Consider the following 22,795-nt stretch of genomic DNA (forward strand, 5'->3'; position numbering starts at 1 on the left):
GCCGTCACTCAGAGCAGGCGCAGCGCGCCGCCGGCGGGGATCGCCTTCGCGGCCTCGTTGTTCACCAGCGTCAGCTCCACCTTGCGCTGCTTGCCCTTGCCCCACTGGCCGAGCACCAGCGGTGTCTTGCTGACGTTCTTGAACGGGCCCTGTCCGCCCCACTTCACGGGGCCGACCACGGAGTTGATCGAGGTCGCGGCCACGGCGTCGCGCACGTCGCCGGCCTTCAGCGACTTCGATCGCGACAGCGCGTTCGCCGCCACCTCGAACAGCGCATGCGCGAAGCCGATGGGCTGCGTCCACTGCTTCTTCGTGCCGGCCTCGTAGGCCTCGGCCAGCGCCTTGGCGCTTTGCTGCGTGAGGCTGGAGCTGAAGGGATGCGACGGGCTCCACCACACCTCGGTCGACAGGCCCTCGCCGAGGTCGCCCAGCGCCTCGATGGCACCGGGGAACAGCAGCGCCTTGCCGAGCGTGATCACCTTCGGCCTGAAGCCCTGCTGGCGCGCCTGCGTGAGGAAGGTCTTGGCGTCGGGCGGGATCACCACGCCGGTGACGATCTCGACGTTGTCCCGCTTGAAGGCCGCGATCTGCGCGCTGAAGTCCTGCGTGCCGTTCTGGAAGCGGCCGGGGTCGGTGAGCGTGAAGCCCATCTGCGCGAGCGGCTTGGGAAAGCCCAGTTCCTTGTCGCCCCAGGCGTTGCCGTCGCCGTCGTTGGGGAACAGGCCGCCGACCTTCTTGTTGGTGGCCACGGTCTTCCAGCCGTTGGTGAAGGTGGCGATGACGTCTTCGAGCCCCCAGAACAGGTGGTAGGTCCAGTTGAAGCCCTTGGCCGGGTCGCCCTTGCGGCCGAAGAACCAGGGCTGCCACGGCACCACGCTGGAGATGCAGGGCACCTCGTTGAGTTCGCAGGCATCGCTCACCGGGTTGGCGGTCTCGGGCGTGCCGGCCGTGAGCACGAGCGCGACCTTGTCCTTCAGGATCAGGTCGTTGGCCACCTCGCCCGCGCGGTTGGGGTTCGACTGGCTGTCCTTGAGCACGATCTGCACGGCGTACTTCTTGCCGCCCACGCTGATGCCGTCCTTGAAGGCGGCCTTCATCTGCTCGATCACCCACTTGTCGGCCTCGCCGAAGGGCGCGAGCGGCCCGGTCTGCGGCGACACGTAGCCGATCTTGAGCGTGTCGGCGGCGAACACCAGCGGCGTGGCGCCCGTGGCGGCAAGCGCGGCGGCGGCCTGCGTGAACTGTCTGCGGTTGAATGTCATGGCTGTCTCCTTCGTTGTTCGTGTGTGTGTCTGTGCCCGCGCCGTGGGCTAACCCGGCGGCTCGCCGTCGAAGGCGCGTTGCAGCAGCGCGCGGATTGCGTCCCGCTCGGCCGGGCCGAAGGGCCGCGGATTCCAGTACGGGTTGGCGACGGCGATGTCGGCCGCGCGGTCGAGGTCGGCGGCGCGCATGCCGATGTCCTTCAGCGCCACCGGCGCGCCGTTGTCGCGCGCCAGCGCATAGACCGCCGCCGGCGCCGACACGCCGCCGAGCGCGCGCGCGATGCGCGCCATGGCTCGCGGCGCGGCCTGCGCGTTGAAGGCGAGCGCATGCGGCAGCACCACCGTGTGCACCTCGGCGTGCGGCAGGTTGAAGCTGCCGCCCAGCGTGTGGCACAGCTTGTGGTGCAGGGCCATGCCCACCGCGCCGAGCACGCCGCCGCAGAGCCAGGCGCCGTACAGCGCATCGGAACGTGCGGCCAGGTCGTCGGGCTGCACGCGGATGGCGGGCAGTGCACGTGCGAGCGCCGCGATGCCCTCCTCGGCCATCAGGTCCATCACCGGGTTGCTGTCCTGCGCGTACAGGCCTTCGGCCGCGTGCGCGATCGCGTTGATGCCGCTGGTCACGCTCAGGCCCACGGGCAGCGTGCGCGACAGCTCGGGGTCGTAGATCACGGTGCGCGGCAGCACGCACGGGTCCTTGCCGGTCTTCTTCAGGCCGTTCTCGGTGAGGCCGTAGATCGGCGTCATCTCGCTGCCCGCGTAGGTGGTAGGGATGGCGACGATCGGCAACCCGGATTCCAGCGCGATGGCCTTGCCCAGCCCCGTGGTGGAGCCGCCGCCCAGCGCCACGGCGCAGTCGGCACCGAGCCGGCGCGCCAGGTCGCGGGCCTCGCGCGCCGTTTCCACGGGCACGTGCATCACGGCGCGGTCGAACAGGCCGGCCGCCTGCGCGCCGAGCGAGGCCGCCACGCGCTCGGCCTGCGGGCGCTGCTCGGGCGTGCACAGCACCAGCGCTTTTTTCGCGCCCAGCGCATCGATCTCGCGCGCCAGGTGGCGCAGCGAACCGGCGCCGAACACCACGCGCTGCGGATGGGTCGTGTGGATGAAGTCGTGCATGGCGCGCTCCTTTTCTTTCTGGCTATTCGAGGCTCAGGCGGCGCTCGCGCACCAGCCGGGCCCACTTGTCCTGCTCGGTGCGCAGCACGGTGGCGAACTGCTCGGGCGTATTGGCGATGCCGGTCAGGCCCTGTTCGCGCAGCCGCTGCTGGAACGCGGGCTCGGTCACGATCTTTCGCACCTCGGCCTGCAGCCGGTCGACCACCGCGCGCGGCGTGCCGGCCGGGGCCAGCAGGCCGACCCAGGAGCTCACCTCGAAGCCGGGGTAGCCGCTCTCGGCCACGGTGGGCACGTCGGCATAGGCGGCCACGCGCTGCGCGCCGGTCTGGGCCAGGGCGCGCAGCCGGCCCGCGTTGACATGCGGCTGGGCCAGCACCGCCGAGAGGAACATCATCTCGACCTGCCCGCCCAGCAGGTCCTGCTGGGCCGGACCGCCGCCGCGATAAGGGATGTGCGTGACGAAGGTGCCGCTCACGGCCTTGAAGTACTCGGCCGTGAGGTGGTTGCTCGAGCCCGGCCCGACGCTGGCGTAGTTCAGGCGCCCCGGCTGCGCCTTGAGCAGGCCGACGAAGCGCACGAAATCCTTCGCCTCGACCTTCGGGTTGACCACCAGCACCAGCGGGTTGCTCGCCACCTGTGTCACGGGCTGCAAGTCTTTGCCGATGTCGAAGCTCAGCTTCGGATAGACCAGCGGGTAGGTCGCGTAGCTGTCGAACACCATCAGCAGCGTGTGGCCGTCGGGCGTCGCGCGGGCCACCTCGGCCCCCGCCAGCGTGCCGCCGGCGCCGCTGCGGTTGTCCACGATCACGGTCTGGCCGAGCGCGGCCTGCAGGCGCGGCTGCAACTGGCGCGCGACGGTGTCGACGATGCCGCCCGGCGGAAAGCCGACGACCAGCCGCACCGGCTTGGTCGGCCAGGCCGGCGCCTGGGCCTGCGCGGCCATGCCCCACAGCAGCGTGCAGGCGACCAGGGCCCGGGAGAGGATCGAGAAAGACATCGTGTGCGTCCGTCGGATTGAAGAGAACAGGAAAGCTCTCAGCGCACGAAGTGCGGCGGAATCTGCGCGTCGACGTTGACCCACACGCTTTTCACCTGCGTGTACTCGCGCATCGCGTCGAAGCCCATCTCGCGGCCGTAGCCGCTCTGGCCCACGCCGCCGAAGGGCGAGCCGGGGTTCACGCGCTTGTAGCTGTTGATCCAGACCATGCCCGCGTGCAGGTCGCGCGCCACCTTGTGGGCGCGCTGCAGGTCGCGGGTCCACAGGCCGCTGCCCAGGCCGTAGTCGGTGCCGTTGGCGATCTGCATCGCCTCTTCGTCGCTCTTGAAGGTGAGCACGGTGACGAAAGGGCCGAACACCTCTTCCTGCGCCACGCGGTCCTGGTACGAGCGGGCACGCACCACGGTCGGCTGCACGTAGCAGCCCTGCGCCAGGTCGCCGCCGGGCGCGCCGCCGCCGGCCAGCACCTCGCCGCCCTGCGCCTGCGCGACCTCGACATAGCTCAGCACGCGGTCGCGGTGCTGGGCGCTGGTGAGCGGGCCCATCTCGGTGGCCTCGTCGAGTGGGTTGCCCAGGCGGATCGACTGCGCGAGCGGAATGAACTGCTCGAGGAAAGCGTCGGCGATCTTCTCGTGCAGCATCAGCCGCGAGCCCGCGATACAGGCCTGGCCCTGGTTGTGGAAGATGGCCCAGGCGCTGCCGTTCACGGCGGCCTGCAGGTTGGCGTCCTCGAACACGATGTTGGGGCCCTTGCCGCCGAGCTCGAGCTGCACCTTCTTCAGGTTGCCCGCGCTGGCCTGCACGATGCGCCGGCCGGTGGCGGTGCTGCCGGTGAAGGCGATCTTGGCGATCTCGGGATGCTCGGCGATGTACTGGCCCGCCACGCTGCCCAGGCCGGGCAGCATGCTGACCACGCCGGGCGGCACGCCGGCCTCGGCCATCAGCTCGGCGATGCGCAGCGAGGTGAGCGGCGTGATCTCGGCCGGCTTCATCACGATGCAGTTGCCGGCCGCCAGCGCGGGCGCCATCTTCCAGCTCGTGAACATGAGCGGGAAGTTCCACGGCACGACCTGCCCGACGATGCCCACGGGCTCGCGCAGCGTGTAGTTGAGAAAGCCCTCTTCCACCGGAATGGTCTCGCCCTGGAACTTGTCGGCCATGCCGCCGAAGTAGCGAAAGCACGCGGCCGTGCGCGGCACGTCGAGCCGGCGCGAGTCGCGGATCGGGTGGCCGGTGTCCAGCGATTCGAGCCGCGCGAGCTCTTCGCCGTTGGCCTCGATGAGGTCGGCCAGCTTCAGCAGGATGCGCCCGCGATCGGCGGCGGCCATGCGGCTCCATTTGGGGAACGCGCGCTTCGCGGCGGCCACGGCCTTGTCGACGTCGGCCTTGCCGGCCAGCGCGACCTGGGCGATGGGCGTGTTGTCGTGCGGGTTCAGCGTGGCGAGCGTCTCGCCGGATTCGGCGTCGACGAAACGGCCGTCGATGAAAAGCTGGTGGCGGATGGAAAGAGCAGGCATGGGTTCTCCTCGCCCTCCCCGCGCGGGGAGGGCTGGATGGATGAATGGCGGGAAGAAAGAAGAGGCGGCGGCGGGCCGGCCGGTCAGAACTCGACCGGGATCTCGGGCGACTCGCCCTTCTGGATCTCGTAGACCAGGCTGGGCGAGCCGTTCTCCCACACCAGCAGCATCGAGCGCTTGGGGCTGAAGCCCTGGTGGCGGCAGTAGGCGGGCATGGCGGCCATGTCGCCGGCCTTCATGATCACGCGGGCCATGGGCTTGCCGGTGTTCTTGTCGCCGCAGTCCCAGTGGATCTCGTCGGTCATCTGGAAGAACCACTCGACGCGGTCGTTGCCGTGGATGATCGGCAGGATGTGCTCCTCGGTCGTCGGGCACATGTAGCTGTGCTTCACCACCGAGGTGAAGCTCGGGTTCCACGTGACCTGCGAACGGCTCAGGAAGCCGAAGAGGTTGAAGGCGTGCACCTCGTTCTCGAAGCCCGGCTCCGGGTGCAGTTCGGGCTGGCCCTGCGGCACGTCGGCAAAAGCGCGGTTGACCGGCGCGCCGCGCGCGTCGCTGCGCAGGTCGAGGTCGCCCTTCAGGCCCACGCAGCGCTTGGCCAGCTCGCGCGCCCGGGTGATCTTGGCGGTGTTGTTGCCGCTCTTGCGGCCGTAGGGCGAGCCGGTTTCCTGCGGCGCGGCGAAGGGGTCGAAGGCCGCGTTGGTCCAGTCGTCGAGCATGGCCTCGAAGGTGGCGCGGATCTGCGCCGTGGGGAAGTTCTCGAGCAGGTCGATGCCCGCGTCCTTCATGGTGCCGTTGAAGCTGCCGGCGTACAGGTCGACCGAGTCGTAGTGGTTGATGGTGCCGAACACGTTGTCGAAGTTGACCCAGCCGTAGAAGAAGCCCCAGGCCACGTCGCGCATCAGCGCACGCAGGTAGTTGCCGGCGTCCATGGTGTGGCTCATGGGACGGCCGTCCCGGGTCTTCCAGGTGATGTGGGCAAAGTACTCGTCCCGGCGAAAGCCGAAGCTGCCGAGCGAAAAATCCTTGTAGCCGAGCGTGGCATCGGGCTGCGATGCGATGACCTTGGCGAGTTCTGCGGGTGCGTTCATGGTTCAACTCCAATATTCGATGGGGACCGGATTGCCTTTTCAAGGAACACCGCGGAACCGGCTTTGCCGGGCCGCCGGTGTTGCCCCCGGTGAGGGGGTTGGCGAAGCGACACGAAGTGCGCGTAGCCTGGGGGTGATCAACTGGTTTGGCAGATGTCGGCCCACTTCTCGACAGACAGATCGCCCTTGCAGGTCTGCAGCACGATCACGCCCGGGTCGCCGGCCACGCGAAACTGGTAGGCCGTGTTCTTGGGCAGCAGGCCCTGGTGGCCGCGCGAGAGCTTCATCCAGCCCATCTTCTTGCCCTGCGGCTCGCCCTTCACGCGCACGGCGCCGTTCTTCTCGGTGTCGGCCACGGTCTGGGCCGCATCGAGCTGCACGAGGTGGACCTCGATTTCGCCGTCCATCACCAGCGCGAACTCGTCGTGGGCGCAGGTGAACCAGGGCGAGGTGCCTTCGGCGCGCAGCGTTTCCAGCACGTAGATCTGGTTCTGGCCGAACACGACCTTCTCGTACGGTGCGCTGATGCTGGCGATCTCGAAGCAGTTGGAGAACGCGTAGTGGCGCACGTCGTCGTCGATGGGCTCGACGTGGCCTTTCTCGAAGTGCTTGAGGGACCCGAAGCGGGTCTGGTATGCGACGGTCATGGGTGTCTCCTGAGGTGCCGGACGATGCAGCGTGGTGGCTGCGATGTGTGCACTGTAGGAAACGGGGGGCGCGAGCGGTAGGCCCGAAACGCGGGCCGCATTGTTCGGCAAATCCGTTCAATGCACAGGGTTTACCCCGGAACGGACAGCGATCGCGTCAGGCGTCCCAGATCAGCCCCGGCGGCAGCAGGCCGCGCTCGATCATGGCGGCGTCCCACGGCGGCACCTTCGAGAACGCCTGGGTCAGGTGCTCGATGAACAGGCGCAGCTTGAAGGCATTGCGCGAGGTGCCCGCATACACCGCGCTGAGCGAGAACGACGACAGCTGGTGCGCCGGCAGCACCACCTCCAGGTCGCCGCGCAGGATCGCCTCGCCCGCCACCAGCGTCGGCAGGCAGACGATGCCGGCGTGCTCCATGGCGTACTCGCGCAGCAGGTGGACGCTGTTGGTGAGCAGCGCCGCGCTCATGTACAGCGTGACCTGCTCGCCCGCGTGATGAAAGGTCCAGCGGTCGCGCGTGGGGTAGCCCGAGTACAGGCCGAGCGTGTGCTTGTGCAGCTCGCGCGGGCTCGCGGGCCGGCCGTGCGCGCGCAGGTACTCGGGCGTGGCGCAGAACACGCGGCGCACCGGGAACAGCGGGCGCGACACCAGCTCGGTCGACGCCGCCGGAAAGATCTGCAGCGCGCAATCGACGCCCGCCTTCACCGGGTCGACCACCGCGTCGCTCACGATGAGCTCCAGGTGGATGTCCGGAAAGCTCACCTGGAAGGCGCGCAGCAGCGTCGCGAAATGCCCCAGCACGAAGCCCGTGAGCGCATGCACGCGCAGCGTGCCGGTGGGCCCGTCCTTGGCGTCGCGCATCTGGTCCATGATGTCGTTGGCCCGCCCGACCAGCTCGACGCAGTCGCGCAGGAAGGCCTGCCCCACGTCGCTGAGCCGGACCACCCGCGTGCTGCGGTGGAACAGCGGCGCGCCGACGTGGTCCTCGAGCTGCTTCACGCGGCTGGTCACCACCGATTTCGACACCCGCAGCTGGCGCGCGGCCTCGGCAAAGCTCTGGGTCTGTGCGACCCGCACGAAGGTCTCTATGTTCTCGAGGCGGTCCATGGGGCATGCAATGTAGCGGTTGCGCGGCGGCGGCCGGTCGGCCGCATGGGTGTGAAGTACTGCGCAATCCCGCACGGAGATTGACCGCACCCTTCTCAATTCGCCCACAAATGTGAGCATTTCCCTGTGAGATTGTTAATACGGCAACTATTGTCCTGCCCCGAAGCACCCCGGGTGCACAAGAAATCGAAGCAGGGAGTTCCCATGACCAAATCCACGATCACCGTGATGCTCGCGCTGGCGGCATCCGTTCTCATGAGCGCCTGCGTGCACCACCACGCGCCGCCCCCGCGTGCGGAGCCCGGGCCGGCGCACAAGGGCGGCAACTTCTGCCCGCCGGGCCAGGCCAAGAAGGGCAACTGCTGATCGCCCGCCATGCTGAACCCGTTCCTGCGTGACATGACGCCCGACGAACTGCCGACCGGCACCGCGCGGCCAGCCTACATCGCCCTGCTGCCCGTGCTGGCCTATGTGCTCGTCGCCATCGCGTTCCTGAGCATGTCGGTGGTCGTGCCGAGCCTGCTCGTGGCCTGCCTGTTCGCGACCGCGGCGGCCATGTCGCTGGGCGCGGGCGTGGTGCTCGGCATGAGCATCTGGATCTTTCCGCAGCTGTCGAGCTGAGGGCCGCACGCGATGAGTACTTCGAACGCCTCCGTCTTTCGCGTCCAGAGCTGGCGCACGACCCTGCTTGCGGCCTCCGTGGTGCTGCTGATCGTGATGGCGCTGCTCATGAAGTGGCTGGTCGAGCTGCAGGTGGAAACCGCGCAGGAACGCCAGCTGCGCGAAGCCGTCGCGCGCGAGGCCGACGCCCGCTGCTTCGTGCTGCCCACGCGCCAGGAGGTCGACACCTGCCGGGCCGTCAACGCGGCGGGCCTGACGCCCTGACCGGCGCGCCGCTCAACCGAAAGTGAACGCGTAGGCCTGCGCGCCGGCGTCGAGAAACTCGATCTCGAACAGCCGTTCCTTGCCGCTGCCCGCCGACTGCCGCACCAGCTGGTACAGCTTCTGCGCATCGACCACGCCGTGGCCCTGGGCATCGGTGTCGGCGCCGTGGTCCGCCAGCGGCGGCTGGCCGTCGACCCGCACCGTGAAACGCACCGGCTTGCCGTCGGCCATCGGGCCGAGCACGAGGTGCAGGTCGCGCGCCTTGAAGCGGTAGGCGATGCGGCCATGGGCCTGGTTCAGCACGGCCCGTTCGCCCTCCACCGTCCAGTCGCCGCCCAGCGACCACTGGTTGGTGCGCAATGAGGAAGCCACGGGCTCGTAGGCCTTGGCACGGTCGCGCGCGATGCCGCCGGGCGACGCGAAACCGTGCGCCCGCGCATGGCCCAGGTAGGTTTCGCCGGACTGCGCCGGCTCGGCACCGGGCGCGGCCTGGGTGCCCTGCCCCAGCGGCGCCACCAGCCCGTCGGCGACCTGCGCCTGCCCGGCCTCGGCCAGCAGTTGCTGGATCACCTGCTCGGCCTTGTCGTAGCGGTTCTCGCCGAACTGGTGATGGCGGATGCGCCCCTGCGCATCGACGAAATAGAACGCCGGCCAGGCCTGGTTGTCGAAGCCGCGCCAGATCGAAAAATCGTTGTCCAGCGCCACCGGGAACCCGATGCCCAGGTCTTTCACGGCCTTGCGCACGTTGGCCGGGTTCTTCTCGAACGCGAACTCCGGCGCATGCACGCCCAGGACGACCAGGCCCGCGTCCTTGTACTTCTCGGCCCACGCGCGCACGTAGGGCAGCGTGCGCAGGCAGTTGATGCACGAGTAGGTCCAGAAATCGACCAGCACGACCTTGCCGCGCAAGGCCTCGGGCGTGAGCGGCGCCGAGTTGATCCGTTCGGTCGCGCCCGCCAGCGACGGCAGCCGGCCTTCGACGCGGAGCTCGCGCGCGGGCACCGGGGCCGGGCGGGTGTCCGCGACGCGCACGAAGCCGGCGTCTGCGCGCTGCGCCTGCGGCGCGTCTTGGCGCAGCGTGTCTACCAGCGCCTGCTCCAGCGTCGACGTGGTGCCCAGCGACAGGCGCGCGAGCCAGCCGGTGTCCAGCCCCAGCGCGATGGCGCCCACGCCGGCCAGCACCGCGGCACCGGCGATGCGCCGCACCCCGTCGCCGGTCGGCAGCGTGCGCTTCAGCGCCGAGAGCAGCCGGCCGCCGGACAGCAGCGCCACCGAGAGCGAGGTGCACGCGCCGGCCGCATAGGCGAGCAGCAGCAGCGAGGTGCCGACGCTCGCGCCGTTGAGCGCCGCGCCCGTCAGGATCAGCCCGAGGATCGGCCCCGCGCACGGTGCCCAGAGCAGGCCCGTGCCCACGCCCAACCACAGCGGCGAGAACACGGAGGCCTGCGGCTCATCAGACGTGCGGGACATGCGCAGGCCCAGCGCCACCAGCGGCCGGCTCAGGCGCTCGGCCACGCGCGGGAACAGCAGCGTCGCACCGAACAGCGCGAGCAAGGCCATGGCCGCGTAGCGCCCGTATTCGTTGAGCGTGACGATCCAGCCGCCGCCCACGGCCGCCAACGTGGCGACCACGGCGAAGGCCAGTGCCAGGCCCACGAGCATCGGCAGGCCGTGCGAGCGGAAGGGCCGGTCGGCGCGCGCGAACACGAAGGGCAGCACCGGCAGGATGCAGGGGCTCAGGATCGTGAGCACCCCGCCCAGGTAGGCGATGAAGAGGATGAGCATGGTGTGAAAGATGGGGGGTCGGGTTCAGCGAGCGGGCGCGGTGGCCAACGCCAGCCGCGCCTCGAGCCCGCCTTCGGGGCGGTTGTGCAGCGTGAGCTCGGCGCCCATCGCCATGGCCAGCTGGTGCGCGATGGCCAGGCCCAGGCCGGTGCCGCCGGTGCTGCGGTTGCGCGAGCTTTCGACGCGGTAGAAGGGCTTGAGCACCGCGTCGAGTTCCTCGGGGGGAATGCCCGGGCCGTTGTCGAGCACGCTCACCACGAGGCGGCCGCCTTCGCCTTCAGCCTGCACGCGCAGCGTCACGTCGGAGCCGAACTTGAGCGCGTTGTCGATCAAGTTCATCAGGATGCGGCGCAGCGCGTTCGGGCGGCTCACGATCGGCGCGCCGGCCCGGCCGTCGAGTCGCACCTGCTGGCCCACGTCTTCGTAGTCGGCCACCATGCTCTCGAACAGCGCGTCGGCATCGATGCGCAGCGGCGGCTCGGTGGCGCCATGGAGCGTGCGTGCATAGGTCACACCTTCGCGCACCAGCGCGTTCATGGCGTCCAGGTCCTGGCGGAATTTCTCGCGGTCGTGCGTGTCGTCCATCAGGTCGGTGCGCAGGCGCATCCGCGTGATGGGCGTCTGCAGGTCGTGCGAGATGGCCGCCAGGATTTCGACGCGCTCCGCCATGTAGCCCGCGATGCGATGCTGCATGGCGTTGAAGGCGCGCGCCGCATGCGCCACTTCGGTCGGACCCTCTTCCACCAGCGTGCGGCCTTTCAGATCAGGGCCGAGCTGGTCGGCCGCGGCGGACAGCTGCGCGAGCGGCCGCGTCACCAGCCGCACCGCGACCCAGGCGCACAAGGCCAGCACCAGCAGTTGGCCCGCCAGCAGCCACATCACCCAGCCCGACACCGGCATGCCCACGCGCATGGCGTGCACGACCACCGACGAGCCGTCGCCCAGCCGCACCTCGATCTGCAGGCCCTCGGGCGGCCAGGCCACCTCGCCGACCTTGACGACCGGGAACGGGCGCATCGCATCGACGATGGCCGCGGCAAACTGCTGCGAAGCCTCCGAGCGGGGCGCGCCACCCTGCGCGTTGCCGCCCAGCACGAAGCGGTAGTTGCGCCGTTCCAGCCGGTCGAGCCAGCCGGCGCGCTCCGCCGCGGGGAGCCGGTCGAGGATGGCGACCGAGCTCGCGATGTCGCGCTCGATGCCGATCATCATCAGCTCGCGAAGCGCCATGTTCCGCTCGTAGCGGATCGCCGCGAAGGTGAGCAGCTGCGCGATCGCCAGGCCCACCACGATGATCAGCGTCACGCGGGAGAACAGCGAGCCGGGCAGCAGCCGGCGCCAGCGCGGCGCGGTACCGCTCGGATTCGCAACGGGATTCGCGGAAGTGGACATGAACAGCTTCTTGGTCAGGCGGCGTGGCGATGCGTCGTCAGCGCAGCGGGCTCACACCAGGTGGATGGCAACGTCGATGTTGCCTCGGGTCGCCTTGGAATAGGGGCAGGTCTGGTGCGCGGCCTCGGTGAGGGCCTGCGCCACCTCGCGGTCCAGGCCCGGCAGGCTCACGTTCAGGCGCGCCTGCAGAAAGTATTCGCCGCCGGCGGTGCCCAGGTCGACCTCGGCATCGACAGCCAGGTCGGGCGGCAGCGCGACCTTCATCTTGCCGGCCGCCTTGCCCATCGCGCCGATGAAGCAGGCCGACCAGCCGGCCGCGAACAGCTGCTCGGGGTTGGTGCCGGTGCCGGCGCTGCCGGGCGACGAGAGCTTGATGTCCAGGCGGCCATCGGAGCTGCGCGCCTCGCCGTCGCGGCCTCCCGAGGAGGTGCGGGTCTTGCCGGTGTAGAGGACTTTGTCGATGCGGGTCATGGGGGTTCCTTGAATGCAGGGTGGTTGGAAAACGCACGGATTGTTGGGCCGCCCGCCCCCTGCCGGATCGCCTTCTGTATGCCTGTGTATCTGGCCCGCGAAACCACACACTACGTTTCCACGGCCATGGCCCGCGCGCCGCCGGAACGCTACATTGCGGCTGCGGCGCCGTGCCGCCACCGCCTCCCCTGCCATGACGCCCAAGACCTCCGACCACATCCTCATCGTCGACGACGACCGGGACATCCGCGAACTGCTCACCACCTACCTGGTGAAGAACGGCTTGCGCGTGGTCGCGGTGCCCACGGGGCGCCACATGCGCGCCGCGCTCGACGCGTCGGGGCCCTTCGACCTGATCATCCTGGACCTGATGCTGCCCGGCGAAGACGGGCTCACGCTGTGCCGCGACCTGCGCACCGGCAAGTACAAGGCCACGCCCATCCTCATGCTGACCGCGCGCAGCGAGGAAGCCGACCGCATCCTGGGCCTGGAGATGGGCGCCGACGACTACCTGGCCAAGCCCTTTTCCGCGCGCGAGCTGCTGGCGCGCATCCGCGCCGTGATGCGGCGCACGCGCATGCTGCCGCCCAACATGGGCACCGTCGAGCCCTCGCAGAAGCTGGGGTTCGGCGAATGGCAGGTCGACACGGTGGCGCGCCACCTGATCGACGACGCCGGCGTGATGGTGGCGCTGAGCGGCGCCGAGTACCGGCTGCTGCGCGTATTCCTTGACCACCCGCAGAAGGTGCTCAGCCGCGACCAGCTGCTCAGCCTGACGCAGGGGCGCGAAGCCGAGCTCTTCGAGCGCTCCATCGACCTGCTCGTGAGCCGGCTGCGCCAGCGCCTGCGCGACGACGCGCGCGAGCCGCGCTACATCAAGACCGTGCGCAGCGAAGGCTACGTGCTCGCTTCGGCGGTCGAAGCGAGAGACTGACCGACGCCACGCTCTGGCACTGGGTCGGGTGGCGCAGCTCGTGCGCCAGCCCGCCCGCGAAGAACAGCAGCGCGAACCAGAGCTTCTTGAATCCGCGAGGGCGCGTCATGGGGATTTCCTTCGGGCGATGAATGGGTGGAGGACGGACGGATTGTTGGCCGCCTTCTCGCCGCGCAACGGGCATTGCGTATGCCTGTGTATCCCGGCCCGACATCGACACACCACGTTTCGTCGAGGTGCCTTCGCACGCCTGCGATTGAAATTTAGTGTGGCCGGAACCGGCGCGGATACAGAGGCATACACAAGCCGAGCAGCAGGTGGGTTTCCCCCCGAACAATCGCGCCGTCCCCCTTCGAATCCCAGGAGATTTCCATGACCGCCTCCCCCTCGCTGCCGCGCCGTTCGTTCCTCGGCAAGGCCGCGCTCGGCCTCGCCGCCACGCAGCTCACGTCGATCGTTCCCGCCTTCGCCCAATCCGCCGCCACAGGCGGCACCCGACGCCTCGAACCCCTCAAGAGCATCGACGCCGGCAGCCTGCGCATCGGCTACTACGAAGCCGGCCCGGCCGACGGCGCGCCGGTGATCCTTCTGCACGGCTGGCCCTACGACATCCACATGTTCGTCGACGTCGCACCGCAGCTGGCCGCCGCGGGCTTTCGCGTGATCGTGCCGTACCTGCGCGGCTACGGCACCACCCGCTTCCTATCGGCCGACACGCCGCGCAACGGGCAGCAGTCGGCGGTGGCCGTCGACATCATTGCGCTGATGGACGCGCTGAAGATCCCCGTCGCCACCGTGGCCGGCTGCGACTGGGGCGCACGCACCGCGTGCATCATGGCCGCACTGTGGCCCGAGCGCGTGAAGGCGCTGGTGTCGGTCAGCGGCTACCTCATCGGCAGCCAGGAGGCCGGCAAGGCGCCGCTGCCGCCGCAGGCCGAGCTGCAGTGGTGGTACCAGTACTACTTCGCGACCGAGCGCGGCCGCGCGGGCTACGAGAAGAACCGCCACGACTTCGCCAGGCTCATCTGGCAGCTCGCCTCGCCGAAGTGGAACTTCGACGCCGCCACCTTCGAGCGCAGCGCCGTCGCCTTCGAGAACCCGGACCACGTGGCGATCACGGTGCACAACTACCGCTGGCGCCTCGGCCTGGCCGAGGGCGAGGCGAAGTACCAGGCGCTGGAGAACCGGCTCGCCCAGGCGCCGGTGATCGGCGTGCCGACCATCACGCTCGAAGGCGACGCCAACGGCGCGCCGCACCCGGAACCCAGCGCGTATGCGAAGAAGTTCTCGGGGCGCTACGAGCACCGGCTGGTCAGCGGCGGCATCGGCCACAACCTGCCGCAGGAGGCGCCCGAAGCGTTCGCGAAGGCGGTGATCGACGTGGCGCGCGGGTAAGCCGCGCAGGCCCCTCAGTCGGCGGCGAGCGCCTGCGCCAGCGGCTCGGCGTCGAAGCGCTCGAACCCGCAGTAGCACAGGAAGTGGCGGTTGGCCGCGCGGCCGAACAAGGTCATGCCGAGCTGGGTGGCCAGCTCGTGCCCCATCGCGGTGACGCCGTTGCGCGAGACGACGATCGGCACGCCCATGTGGGCCGACTTCATCACCATCTCGCTCGTCAGGCGGCCCGTGGTGTAGAAGACCTTGTCGCCGCCGTCGACGCCATGCACCGCCATCCATCCGGCGATGGTGTCGATGGCGTTGTGCCGGCCGACGTCCTCCGCGAACACCAGCATCTCGGTGCCGCAAAACAGCGCGCACCCGTGCACCGACCCGGCGTGCCGATGCACGCTGTTGCGCGATTTCATCTGTTCGAGGATGCGCGCCAGCGTGCCCTGCGCAATGCGCGCCGACTGCGCCGCCGGCAGCCGCACGGCGCCGATCTGCGCCATGGCGTCGCCGAAGACGGTGCCTTGTCCGCAGCCCGTGGTCACGACCCGGTGCGCGGTTTTTTCGGCGAGGTTCGCGATGCCGCGGTGGGTCTTCACGGCGGCCGCCTCCACGCTCCAGTCGACGTCGATGCTCTCGACCTCGTCGGCGCGCCGCACGAGATCCTGGTTGAGCAGGTAGCCCAGCACCAGCAGCTCGGGCGCTGCGCCCAGGGTCATCAGCGTCACGAGCTCGCGCTTGTCGACGAAGACGGTCAACGGCCGCTCCGCCGGGATGTCGATGTCGCGGCGCTCGCCGTGCTGGTCGACGATCTCGATGCGGCGCAGCAGCGGGCCGCGCGCCGGGTTCAGGCGCGGCGCGCCGGCGCGCCGGGGCAGCGGGACCGCATCGAAAGCCAGCGGTGTCTCGTCTTCTGCGTCGTCTTCACGTGGGGCCATGCGGAATCCTACGCCACCGCTGCGAGCGGAGCTCGAAGGGGTACTGCTCGCGAACGGGCGCGCCATCGGCTATGGTTCGTTCATGCCTTCTTCGGACATTCCCGCGACCGCGCCCACGGGCCGCCCGACGCTCGACGTCGCGGTGGTCATGCGCCGCGAGCGCCTGCACGGCCCCTCGAGCCACTGGCAGCCCTGGCGCTGGACGCTCGACAGCGTGCTGCCCGACGAACCCGGCTTCGGCACCGAGCCGCGCCTCCTGCGCGACGACGACGGCGAGCAGCACTGGCTGCACCCCGGCTTCCAGGTCGAGCTATACCGCGACGAGGCCGAGGGCTACCACCTCAACGCGATCACGCCGACCCCGTGCTGGTTCGTGCTGTGGCGCATGGACGAGGAACCGACGCTTTCCACGGAACCCATTCCGCGGCCGGTCGTGGTCACGCTCAGCTACTACGAGGCCGGGCGCTGGCTCGATGCGCAGGAAACCGTCGAGCAGGTGCCGGCGCCCGCGGAGGTGGTCGACTGGGTGCGCGCTTTCGTCGACGAGCACTACGTGGTCGAGCCCAAGCGCCGCCGGCGGCCCGAGAGCTTCCGCTCGCTGGTCGACCGCTTTGGCAACGCCGCGAGCGTGACGACCGAGAAGAAGCGCGGACGAGGCGCGGGCGATGTCTGAGGGTTTCCTGGGACGCTGGTCGCGCCGCAAGCAGGAGGTGCGCGCGGCCGAGGCCGCCGTGGAAGAAAAGACCCTGCCGGCCGTGGAACCCGTTGCGGTGCCGGCGCCAGTGCCACCCCCCGCCGCGCTCGCCGAGCCCCCCGCCGCCGAAGGCGAGCAGGACACCGCGCCGCCGTTGACGCTCGCGGACGTGGATGCACTGGACATCGGGTCCGACTTCAAGCCCTTCCTCACGAAGGAGGTCGCGCCCGAGGTCAAGAACGCGGCCTTCCGCAAGCTCTTTGCCGATCCGCATTTCAACGTGATGGACGGCCTGGACACCTACGTCGACGACTACTCCCAGTCCACCCCGGTGCCCGAGAGCGTGCTGCGCCAGATGGCCAGCGCCAAGTTCCTCAAGCTCTTCGACGAAGACCCCGAAGACATTCCCCCGGAAACCCCCGACGACGCCGAGACGTCGGACGTGGCACAGTCCCAGGGTTCCGAAACGCTTCCCAGCCCGCCGGTTGCCGCGATGCAACCCGCCAGCCAAGAAACCGATGACCACCACGCTGATTTGCGACTGCAACCAGACGATGCCGCTCGAGCCGAAGACGCTCGGCGCGGCACTGGCTGAAACCCTCCCGCTGCATTCGTCGCTGTGCCGCCGCGAGGCGACCTCCTTCCAGCGCGCCATCCAGTCCGGCGACGACGTCGTGGTGGCCTGCACCCAGGAAAAACGGCTGTTCGGCGAGCTCGCCACGCAGACGCCCGACGCCACCTCGCCGATCCGCTTCATCAACATCCGCGAGACGGGCGGCTGGAGCCGCGACGCGAAAAGCGCGATGCCGAAGATCGCCGCGCTGCTGGCCGCCGCCAGCCTGCCCGAGCCCGACCCCGTCTCGACCGTGACCTACACCAGCCAGGGCCGGCTGCTGATCATCGGCCCGCTCGACGCCGCCGAACGCGCCGCGGCGCTGGTCGGCGACACGCTCGACGTCACCGTGCTCGCGCAGGGCCCCGGTGCAGACGGTGGCGCCCAGGCGCGCCGCTGGCCGGTGATCGCCGGGCGCATCGATTCGCTCACCGGCTGGCTCGGCGCCTTCACGCTGCGCTGGACGCGCGACAACGCGATCGACCTCGACCTGTGCACCCGCTGCAACGCCTGCGTGGTCGCCTGCCCCGAGCAGGCCATCGGGCTGGACTACCAGATCGACAACGCGCGCTGCACCTCGCACCGCGACTGCGAGCGCGCCTGCAGCGTGGCCGGCGCCATCAATTTCAGCCGCGAGCCGCAGGCGCTCGACGCGGCCTTCGACCTCGTGCTCGACCTCGGCGCCGCGCCGCAGATCGACTGGCACGCGCCGCCGCAGGGCTACTTCCACCTGCCCGGCGGCGTCGCGCAGGCCGAGGGCCTGCAGACGCTGCTGCGCCTGCGCGAGCTGGTGGGCGAATTCGAGAAGCCCAAGTTCTTCGACTACAAGCAGAAGCTGTGCGCGCACAGCCGCAACGAGGTGGTCGGCTGCAACGCCTGCGTCGAGGTGTGCTCGGCCCATGCCGTGAGCAGCGACCCGCAGCGCCAGCGCATCGTGGTCAACCCGAACCTGTGCGTCGGCTGCGGCGCTTGCACCACGGTGTGCCCGACGGGCGCGCTGGGCTACACCTACCCGCGCGCGCCCGACCAGGGCCTGAAGCTGCGCAAGCTGCTCAGCACCTATGCCGCGGCGGGCGGGCGCGATGCGGCCCTGCTGCTGCACAGCCAGGAAGGCGGCCAGGCGCTGCTCGAACAGCTCGGGCGGCAGGCGCAGCTGGGCAAGGCCCAGGGCGTGCCGGCGCGCGTGATACCGGTCGACCTCTTTCATGCGGCCAGCACCGGCATCGACCTGTGGCTGAGCGCCGTCGCCTTCGGCGCCTCGCAGGTCGCGGTGCTGTGCACCGGCGAAGAGGCGCCGCAGTACCTCGCGGCGCTCAAGCAACAGCGGGACGTCGCGCAGGCGCTGCTGCTCGGCCTGGGCTACACCGGCACGCACTTCCACGTGATCGAGGCCGATTCGCCCGCTGTTCTGGACGCCGCGCTGGCCGGCCTGCGCACGACCACGCAGCGCGTGCCGGCCACGGCCGCCCGCTTCGCCGTCGGCGCCGACAAGCGCGACCGGCTCGAGATGGCGCTGGACCATCTGATGGACGCGGCCCCGGCTCTTCAGGCGCCCGCCGAGGCCCCGCTGGCCTTCGCGCTGCCGGCCGGATCGCCGCTGGGCGCCGTCGCGGTCGACAAGGACAAGTGCACGCTGTGCCTGGCCTGCGTCAGCGCCTGCCCGTCGGGCGCGCTGCTGGACAGCCAGAGCGCGCCGCAGCTGCGCTTCATCGAGAAGAACTGCGTGCAATGCGGCCTGTGCGAAACCACCTGCCCCGAGGACGCCGTCTCGCTCGTGCCGCGCCTGCTGGCCGCGCCCGAGCGCAAGCAGCAGGTGCTGCTGAACGAGGCCAAGCCCTGGGCCTGCATCCGCTGCAGCAAGCCCTTCGGCACGCAAAAGGCCATCGAGGCCATGCTCGGCAAGCTGGCCGGGCACGCCATGTTCCAGGGCGAAGCGCTGGAGCGCCTCAAGATGTGCAGCGACTGCCGCGTCATCGACCTGTACAGCGCCACCAACGAAGTGAAGATCACCCCGCTATGAGCCAGACCTTTCCCGCCACGTCCGCGCTCGACGAGGAGGTGGCCCGGGCCGAGCTCTACGGCCTGCTCGCGCGCCTGTGGTACGCCGCGCCCGATGCCGAATTGCTGGAAGCCTTCCAGGTCGCGCCCACCGAGGCGCCGGCCGCGGGCGCCTTCCTGGAAGAGCCGTGGCGCCAGCTGGTCGGCATCGCGCGCGACACCAGCGCCGCCGCCGCGCACGAGGAATACGACGCGCTCTTCGGCGGCATCGGCAAGCCCGAGGTCTTCCTGTTCGGTTCGCACTACCTGAGCGGTTTTCTCAACGACAAGCCGCTCGTGCAGCTGCGCCACGACCTCGACAAGCTGGGCCTGGCGCGCACCGAGACCACCTACGAAACCGAGGACCACATCGCCTGCCTGTTCGAGGTCATGCGCTACCTGATCGCCGGCGAGGACGTGGCGGTGGCCAACCTCACGCAGCAGCAGGCGATGTTCTCCAGACACGTCCAGCCGTGGCTGCCCGCCTTGTGCGATGCTGTGTTGCAGCATCCGAAGGCGCGGTTCTATGCGGCGCTCGCCGCCTTCACACGCGCGTTCGGCGATGTCGAGGCGCAGGCCTTCGACATGCTGGACTGAAGCGAACGAATGCGAGGGGTATTCAGGTTGCTCACACCTTGTTGCTGGTCTAGTATCCACAAGGCCGACCGGGTTTCCCCTCTCTCGTCGCGCCCAGCCACTCCTGGAGTCAATATGCAGGACAGCCAAAACACCGGCATCAAGCCGGCCTCCCGTCGCGGATTCTTTCTCGGTGCCGCCACCGCCGGCGCCGCCGCGGTGGCCGTCACGTCGCTGCCAAACATGGCCGAGACACCCGTCGCCGCCGTCGCCCCCTCTTTGCCGCCCCCGCCCGAAAACGGCGGCGGCTATTCCCTGAGCGAACACGTCAAGCGTTACTACGCCACCACGTCAGCCTGAGGAGACCCCGTGCTTCTGACCAGAAAATCCCCAGGCACCGCGAGCCCGCGGGCCTCCGACGCATCGCCCTTCGTTCACAGTTTGCGGCGCGGCCTCGCGAACGCCCTGCCGACCATGGACCGGCGCGCCTTCCTGCGGCGCTCCGGCCTGGGCGTCGGCGTGGGCCTGGCGGCCAGCCAGCTCACGCTGATCCAGAAGGCCAAGGCCGCCGACGGCCGGCCCACGGCCATCGGCGCCGGCAAGATCGAAGTGAAGCGCACCGTGTGCTCGCACTGCTCGGTCGGCTGCGCGTCCGACGCGGTGGTCGAGAACGGCGTGTGGGTGCGCCAGGAGCCGGTGTTCGACTCGCCCATCAACCTCGGCGCGCACTGCGCCAAGGGCGCGGCGCTGCGCGAGCACGGCCACGGCGAGTACCGCCTGCGCTATCCGATGAAGCTCGTGAACGGCAAGTACGAGCGCATCAGCTGGGACACCGCGCTGGATGAAATCACCGCCAAGCTGAAGGAACTCACCAAGGCCAGCGGCCCCGACGCGATCTACTGGATCGGCTCGAGCAAGCACAGCAACGAGCAGGCCTACCTGCTGCGCAAGTTCGTGAGCTTCTTCGGCAGCAACAACTGCGACCACCAGGCGCGCATCTGCCACTCGACCACGGTCGCGGGCGTGGCGAACACATGGGGCTACGGCGCCATGACCAATTCGTACAACGACATGCGCAACGCGAAGATCGCGATGTACATCGGCTCGAACGCGGCCGAGGCGCACCCCGTGAGCATGCTGCACATGCTGCATGCCAAGGAAAACGGCTGCAAGATGATCGTGGTCGACCCGCGCTTCACGCGCACGGCGGCCAAGGCCCACGAGTACGTGCGCATCCGCTCGGGCTCGGACATCGCGTTCCTGTTCGGCATCCTGCACCACATCTTCAAGAACGGCTGGGAAGACAAGCGCTACCTCAACGACCGCGTCTACGGCATGGAAGAAGTGCGCGCGGAAGTCATGAGCAAGTGGACGCCCGACAAGGTCGAGGAGGCCTGCGGCGTGAACGAGGCGCAGGTGCTGAAGGTCGCGACCATGCTGCACGAGCACCGCCCCGGCACCGTGGTGTGGTGCATGGGCCAGACGCAGCACAGCATCGGCAACGCCATCGTGCGGGCCTCGTGCATCCTGCAGCTGGCGCTGGGCAACGTGGGCACCTCGGGCGGCGGCACCAACATCTTCCGCGGCCACGACAACGTGCAGGGCGCGACCGACGTCGGCCCCAACCCCGATTCGCTGCCGGGCTACTACGGCCTGGTCGAAGGCTCGTGGAAGCACTTCGCCGCCACCTGGGGCGTGGACTTCGAATGGATCAAGGGCCGCTTCGCCTCGCCCGCGATGATGAGCAAGCCGGGCATCACGGTGTCGCGCTGGATCGACGGCGTGCTCGAGAAGAACGAGCTCATCGACCAGGACTCGAACCTGCGCGGCGTCTTCTACTGGGGCCATGCGCCCAACTCGCAGACGCGCGGCCTCGAGATGAAGCGGGCCATGGACAAGCTCGACCTGCTGGTCGTGGTCGACCCGTACCCCTCGGCCACGGCCGCCATGGCCGCGATGCCGGGCCGGCCCGAGGACGCCAACGCGAACCGCGCGGTGTACCTGCTGCCCGCGTGCACGCAGTTCGAGACCAGCGGCTCGGTGACGGCGTCGAACCGCTCGATCCAGTGGCGCGAGAAGGTCATCGAGCCGCTGTGGGAAAGCCGCACCGACCACATGATCATGCAGCAGTTCGCCGACCGCCTGGGCTTCGGCAAGGAGCTGAGCAAGAACTACAAGATGCAGAAGGTCAAGGGCATGGACGAGCCCGTGCCCGACGACATCCTGCGCGAGATCAACAAGTGCTGCTGGGCCGTCGGCTACTCGGGCCAGAGTCCCGAGCGGCTGCAGGCGCACATGCGCAACATGGCCGCCTTCGACGTGCGCACGCTGCGGGCCAAGGGGGCGGTCAAGGACAAGGTCAACGGCTACGACATCTCGGGCGACTACTTCGGCCTGCCCTGGCCCTGCTACGGCACGCCCGAGCTCAAGCATCCCGGCTCGCCGAACCTGTACGACCCGTCCAAGCACGTGATGGACGGCGGCGGCAACTTCCGCGCGAACTTCGGCGTGGAGCGCAACGGCAAGAACCTGCTGGCCGAGGACGGCTCCCACTCGCTGGGCGCCGACATCACCACCGGCTACCCCGAGCTCGACCATCTGCTGCTCAAGAAGCTCGGCTGGTGGGACGAACTCACGGAGGCCGAGAAGCCCAAGGCCGAGGGCAAGAACTGGAAGACCGACAGCTCGGGCGGCATGATCCGCGTGTTCATGAAGAACCACGGCTGCCACCCCTTCGGCAACGCCAAGGCGCGCGCGGTGGTGTGGAACTTTCCCGACGCGATCCCGCAGCACCGCGAGCCGATCTACGGCACGCGCCCCGACCTGGTCGCCAAGTACCCGACGCACGACGACAAGATGGCCTTCTGGCGCATGCCCACGCTCTACAAGACGGTGCAGCAGAAGAACATCGCCGACAAGATCGCCGAGAAGTTCCCCTACATCATGACTTCGGGCCGGCTCGTGGAGTACGAGGGCGGCGGCGAGGAAACCCGCTCCAACCCCTGGCTGGCCGAGCTGCAGCAGGAGATGTTCATCGAGATCAACCCGAAGGTGGCGGCCGAGAAGAACATCCGCAACGGCGAGCGCGCCTGGGTGCACACGCCCACGGGCGCCAAGCTCAACGTGCAGGCCCTCGTGACCGAGCGCGTGGGGCCCGACACGGTGTTCATGCCCTTCCACTTCTCGGGCCGCTGGCAGGGCGAAGACCTGCTGGCCTACTACCCGAAGGGCGCGGCGCCCATCGTGCGCGGCGAGGCCATCAACACGGCCACCACCTACGGCTACGACAGCGTCACCATGATGCAAGAGACCAAGACCACGGTCTGCAACATCGAGAAAGCATAAGGAATCA

Annotated in this window: 22 protein-coding genes; 11 read left to right on the top strand and 11 right to left on the bottom strand. The window is 69.3% G+C overall.

Annotated elements, in window-relative coordinates; genetic code table 11:
• Positions 1–8: 8 nt before the first annotated feature.
• The 7 genes from AC3WQR_RS04705 to AC3WQR_RS04735 form a co-directional block, all read right to left on the bottom strand.
• On the bottom strand, positions 9–1,262 hold the full coding sequence (locus tag AC3WQR_RS04705; RefSeq protein ID WP_492741273.1) for an ABC transporter substrate-binding protein: 1,254 nt from the start codon (positions 1,260–1,262) through the stop codon (positions 9–11).
• Positions 1,263–1,310: 48 nt separating this feature from the next.
• The gene (locus AC3WQR_RS04710) at positions 1,311–2,378 is read right to left on the bottom strand and encodes a maleylacetate reductase (RefSeq protein ID WP_492741274.1); all 1,068 of its coding nucleotides are present in this window, start codon (positions 2,376–2,378) and stop codon (positions 1,311–1,313) included.
• Between the two features lie 22 nt (positions 2,379–2,400).
• A complete protein-coding gene (locus tag AC3WQR_RS04715; protein ID WP_492741275.1) occupies positions 2,401–3,375 on the bottom strand; it encodes a tripartite tricarboxylate transporter substrate binding protein in 975 nt (324 codons plus the stop codon).
• A 38-nt stretch (positions 3,376–3,413) separates the two neighbouring features.
• Positions 3,414–4,877, bottom strand: a complete 1,464-nt coding sequence (locus AC3WQR_RS04720) for an aldehyde dehydrogenase family protein (protein WP_492741351.1) — start codon at positions 4,875–4,877, stop codon at positions 3,414–3,416.
• Positions 4,878–4,975: 98 nt separating this feature from the next.
• Complete coding sequence (locus AC3WQR_RS04725) at positions 4,976–5,983, bottom strand: hydroxyquinol 1,2-dioxygenase (RefSeq protein WP_159277683.1); 1,008 nt, start codon at positions 5,981–5,983, stop codon at positions 4,976–4,978.
• A 137-nt stretch (positions 5,984–6,120) separates the two neighbouring features.
• Positions 6,121–6,630, bottom strand: coding sequence for a cupin domain-containing protein (locus tag AC3WQR_RS04730; RefSeq protein WP_492741276.1), 510 nt, complete (start codon positions 6,628–6,630; stop codon positions 6,121–6,123).
• A gap of 157 nt (positions 6,631–6,787) precedes the next feature.
• Entirely contained in the window at positions 6,788–7,738 is a 951-nt protein-coding gene (locus AC3WQR_RS04735) for a LysR family transcriptional regulator (protein ID WP_062479604.1), read from the bottom strand.
• A 204-nt stretch (positions 7,739–7,942) separates the two neighbouring features.
• Between AC3WQR_RS04735 and AC3WQR_RS04740 the strand changes: the two genes are divergently transcribed.
• From AC3WQR_RS04740 to AC3WQR_RS04750, 3 genes are read left to right on the top strand one after another with little or no spacing between them, the layout of a single operon-like run.
• Positions 7,943–8,104, top strand: a complete 162-nt coding sequence (locus AC3WQR_RS04740; RefSeq protein ID WP_169805078.1) for a hypothetical protein — start codon at positions 7,943–7,945, stop codon at positions 8,102–8,104.
• 9 nt (positions 8,105–8,113) lie between these two features.
• Entirely contained in the window at positions 8,114–8,359 is a 246-nt protein-coding gene (locus AC3WQR_RS04745; RefSeq protein WP_062479607.1) for a hypothetical protein, read from the top strand.
• 12 nt (positions 8,360–8,371) lie between these two features.
• Entirely contained in the window at positions 8,372–8,623 is a 252-nt protein-coding gene (locus AC3WQR_RS04750) for a hypothetical protein (RefSeq protein WP_062479609.1), read from the top strand.
• Between the two features lie 12 nt (positions 8,624–8,635).
• Here the strand turns inward: AC3WQR_RS04750 and AC3WQR_RS04755 are convergent, their stop codons facing one another.
• Genes AC3WQR_RS04755 through AC3WQR_RS04765 form a run of 3 tightly spaced genes read right to left on the bottom strand, consistent with a single transcriptional unit; the run spans position 8,636 to position 12,268 of the window.
• Positions 8,636–10,408 carry a cytochrome c biogenesis protein DipZ gene (locus tag AC3WQR_RS04755; protein ID WP_492741277.1) on the bottom strand — a complete coding sequence of 591 codons (1,773 nt, stop codon included), beginning with the start codon at positions 10,406–10,408 and terminating at the stop codon, positions 8,636–8,638.
• 24 nt (positions 10,409–10,432) lie between these two features.
• Positions 10,433–11,797, bottom strand: coding sequence for an ATP-binding protein (locus AC3WQR_RS04760; RefSeq protein ID WP_492741278.1), 1,365 nt, complete (start codon positions 11,795–11,797; stop codon positions 10,433–10,435).
• 51 nt (positions 11,798–11,848) lie between these two features.
• A complete protein-coding gene (locus AC3WQR_RS04765; protein WP_307589588.1) occupies positions 11,849–12,268 on the bottom strand; it encodes an organic hydroperoxide resistance protein in 420 nt (139 codons plus the stop codon).
• Between the two features lie 193 nt (positions 12,269–12,461).
• On the opposite strand from AC3WQR_RS04765, the gene AC3WQR_RS04770 reads away from it, so the two are divergent.
• Positions 12,462–13,202, top strand: a complete 741-nt coding sequence (locus tag AC3WQR_RS04770; RefSeq protein WP_307694344.1) for a response regulator — start codon at positions 12,462–12,464, stop codon at positions 13,200–13,202.
• A gap of 372 nt (positions 13,203–13,574) precedes the next feature.
• Positions 13,575–14,597: an alpha/beta fold hydrolase gene (locus AC3WQR_RS04775; RefSeq protein WP_492741279.1), complete on the top strand. Its 1,023-nt coding sequence runs from the start codon at positions 13,575–13,577 to the stop codon at positions 14,595–14,597.
• A gap of 14 nt (positions 14,598–14,611) precedes the next feature.
• Here the strand turns inward: AC3WQR_RS04775 and AC3WQR_RS04780 are convergent, their stop codons facing one another.
• Complete coding sequence (locus AC3WQR_RS04780) at positions 14,612–15,523, bottom strand: formate dehydrogenase accessory sulfurtransferase FdhD (RefSeq protein ID WP_492741280.1); 912 nt, start codon at positions 15,521–15,523, stop codon at positions 14,612–14,614.
• Positions 15,524–15,605: 82 nt separating this feature from the next.
• Here AC3WQR_RS04780 and AC3WQR_RS04785 point away from each other — a divergent pair, with 82 nt between their 5' ends.
• From AC3WQR_RS04785 to AC3WQR_RS04810, 6 genes are all read left to right on the top strand, one after another.
• Positions 15,606–16,196 (top strand): DUF3305 domain-containing protein, encoded by a 591-nt coding sequence (locus AC3WQR_RS04785; protein WP_492741281.1) that lies wholly within the window; start codon positions 15,606–15,608, stop codon positions 16,194–16,196.
• Positions 16,189–16,812: a DUF3306 domain-containing protein gene (locus tag AC3WQR_RS04790; RefSeq protein ID WP_492741282.1), complete on the top strand. Its 624-nt coding sequence runs from the start codon at positions 16,189–16,191 to the stop codon at positions 16,810–16,812. Before AC3WQR_RS04785 ends, AC3WQR_RS04790 begins: the two co-directional genes overlap by 8 nt.
• Complete coding sequence (locus AC3WQR_RS04795) at positions 16,772–18,850, top strand: 4Fe-4S dicluster domain-containing protein (protein ID WP_492741352.1); 2,079 nt, start codon at positions 16,772–16,774, stop codon at positions 18,848–18,850. Before AC3WQR_RS04790 ends, AC3WQR_RS04795 begins: the two co-directional genes overlap by 41 nt.
• Positions 18,847–19,464, top strand: a complete 618-nt coding sequence (locus AC3WQR_RS04800; RefSeq protein ID WP_492729615.1) for a TorD/DmsD family molecular chaperone — start codon at positions 18,847–18,849, stop codon at positions 19,462–19,464. Before AC3WQR_RS04795 ends, AC3WQR_RS04800 begins: the two co-directional genes overlap by 4 nt.
• 114 nt (positions 19,465–19,578) lie before the next feature.
• On the top strand, positions 19,579–19,803 hold the full coding sequence (locus AC3WQR_RS04805; protein WP_492741283.1) for a formate dehydrogenase: 225 nt from the start codon (positions 19,579–19,581) through the stop codon (positions 19,801–19,803).
• A 9-nt stretch (positions 19,804–19,812) separates the two neighbouring features.
• On the top strand, positions 19,813–22,788 hold the full coding sequence (locus tag AC3WQR_RS04810) for a formate dehydrogenase subunit alpha (protein WP_095949992.1): 2,976 nt from the start codon (positions 19,813–19,815) through the stop codon (positions 22,786–22,788).
• The last annotated feature ends 7 nt before the right edge of the window (positions 22,789–22,795 follow it).

This window comes from Variovorax sp. FW305-3-2-15-B-LB1, from assembly GCF_058787635.1.

Bases quoted from the DNA above. Each gene is read 5' to 3' on its own strand.
- AC3WQR_RS04705 (WP_492741273.1), bottom strand. From the start codon at position 1,262: ATGACATTCAACCGCAGACAGTTCACGCAGGCCGCCGCCGCGCTTGCC.
- AC3WQR_RS04710 (WP_492741274.1), bottom strand. From the start codon at position 2,378: ATGCACGACTTCATCCACACGACCCATCCGCAGCGCGTGGTGTTCGGC.
- AC3WQR_RS04715 (WP_492741275.1), bottom strand. From the start codon at position 3,375: ATGTCTTTCTCGATCCTCTCCCGGGCCCTGGTCGCCTGCACGCTGCTG.
- AC3WQR_RS04725 (WP_159277683.1), bottom strand. From the start codon at position 5,983: ATGAACGCACCCGCAGAACTCGCCAAGGTCATCGCATCGCAGCCCGAT.
- AC3WQR_RS04730 (WP_492741276.1), bottom strand. From the start codon at position 6,630: ATGACCGTCGCATACCAGACCCGCTTCGGGTCCCTCAAGCACTTCGAG.
- AC3WQR_RS04735 (WP_062479604.1), bottom strand. From the start codon at position 7,738: ATGGACCGCCTCGAGAACATAGAGACCTTCGTGCGGGTCGCACAGACC.
- AC3WQR_RS04740 (WP_169805078.1), top strand. From the start codon at position 7,943: ATGACCAAATCCACGATCACCGTGATGCTCGCGCTGGCGGCATCCGTT.
- AC3WQR_RS04745 (WP_062479607.1), top strand. From the start codon at position 8,114: ATGCTGAACCCGTTCCTGCGTGACATGACGCCCGACGAACTGCCGACC.
- AC3WQR_RS04750 (WP_062479609.1), top strand. From the start codon at position 8,372: ATGAGTACTTCGAACGCCTCCGTCTTTCGCGTCCAGAGCTGGCGCACG.
- AC3WQR_RS04755 (WP_492741277.1), bottom strand. From the start codon at position 10,408: ATGCTCATCCTCTTCATCGCCTACCTGGGCGGGGTGCTCACGATCCTG.
- AC3WQR_RS04760 (WP_492741278.1), bottom strand. From the start codon at position 11,797: ATGTCCACTTCCGCGAATCCCGTTGCGAATCCGAGCGGTACCGCGCCG.
- AC3WQR_RS04765 (WP_307589588.1), bottom strand. From the start codon at position 12,268: ATGACCCGCATCGACAAAGTCCTCTACACCGGCAAGACCCGCACCTCC.
- AC3WQR_RS04770 (WP_307694344.1), top strand. From the start codon at position 12,462: ATGACGCCCAAGACCTCCGACCACATCCTCATCGTCGACGACGACCGG.
- AC3WQR_RS04775 (WP_492741279.1), top strand. From the start codon at position 13,575: ATGACCGCCTCCCCCTCGCTGCCGCGCCGTTCGTTCCTCGGCAAGGCC.
- AC3WQR_RS04780 (WP_492741280.1), bottom strand. From the start codon at position 15,523: ATGGCCCCACGTGAAGACGACGCAGAAGACGAGACACCGCTGGCTTTC.
- AC3WQR_RS04785 (WP_492741281.1), top strand. From the start codon at position 15,606: ATGCCTTCTTCGGACATTCCCGCGACCGCGCCCACGGGCCGCCCGACG.
- AC3WQR_RS04790 (WP_492741282.1), top strand. From the start codon at position 16,189: ATGTCTGAGGGTTTCCTGGGACGCTGGTCGCGCCGCAAGCAGGAGGTG.
- AC3WQR_RS04795 (WP_492741352.1), top strand. From the start codon at position 16,772: ATGCCGCTCGAGCCGAAGACGCTCGGCGCGGCACTGGCTGAAACCCTC.
- AC3WQR_RS04800 (WP_492729615.1), top strand. From the start codon at position 18,847: ATGAGCCAGACCTTTCCCGCCACGTCCGCGCTCGACGAGGAGGTGGCC.
- AC3WQR_RS04805 (WP_492741283.1), top strand. From the start codon at position 19,579: ATGCAGGACAGCCAAAACACCGGCATCAAGCCGGCCTCCCGTCGCGGA.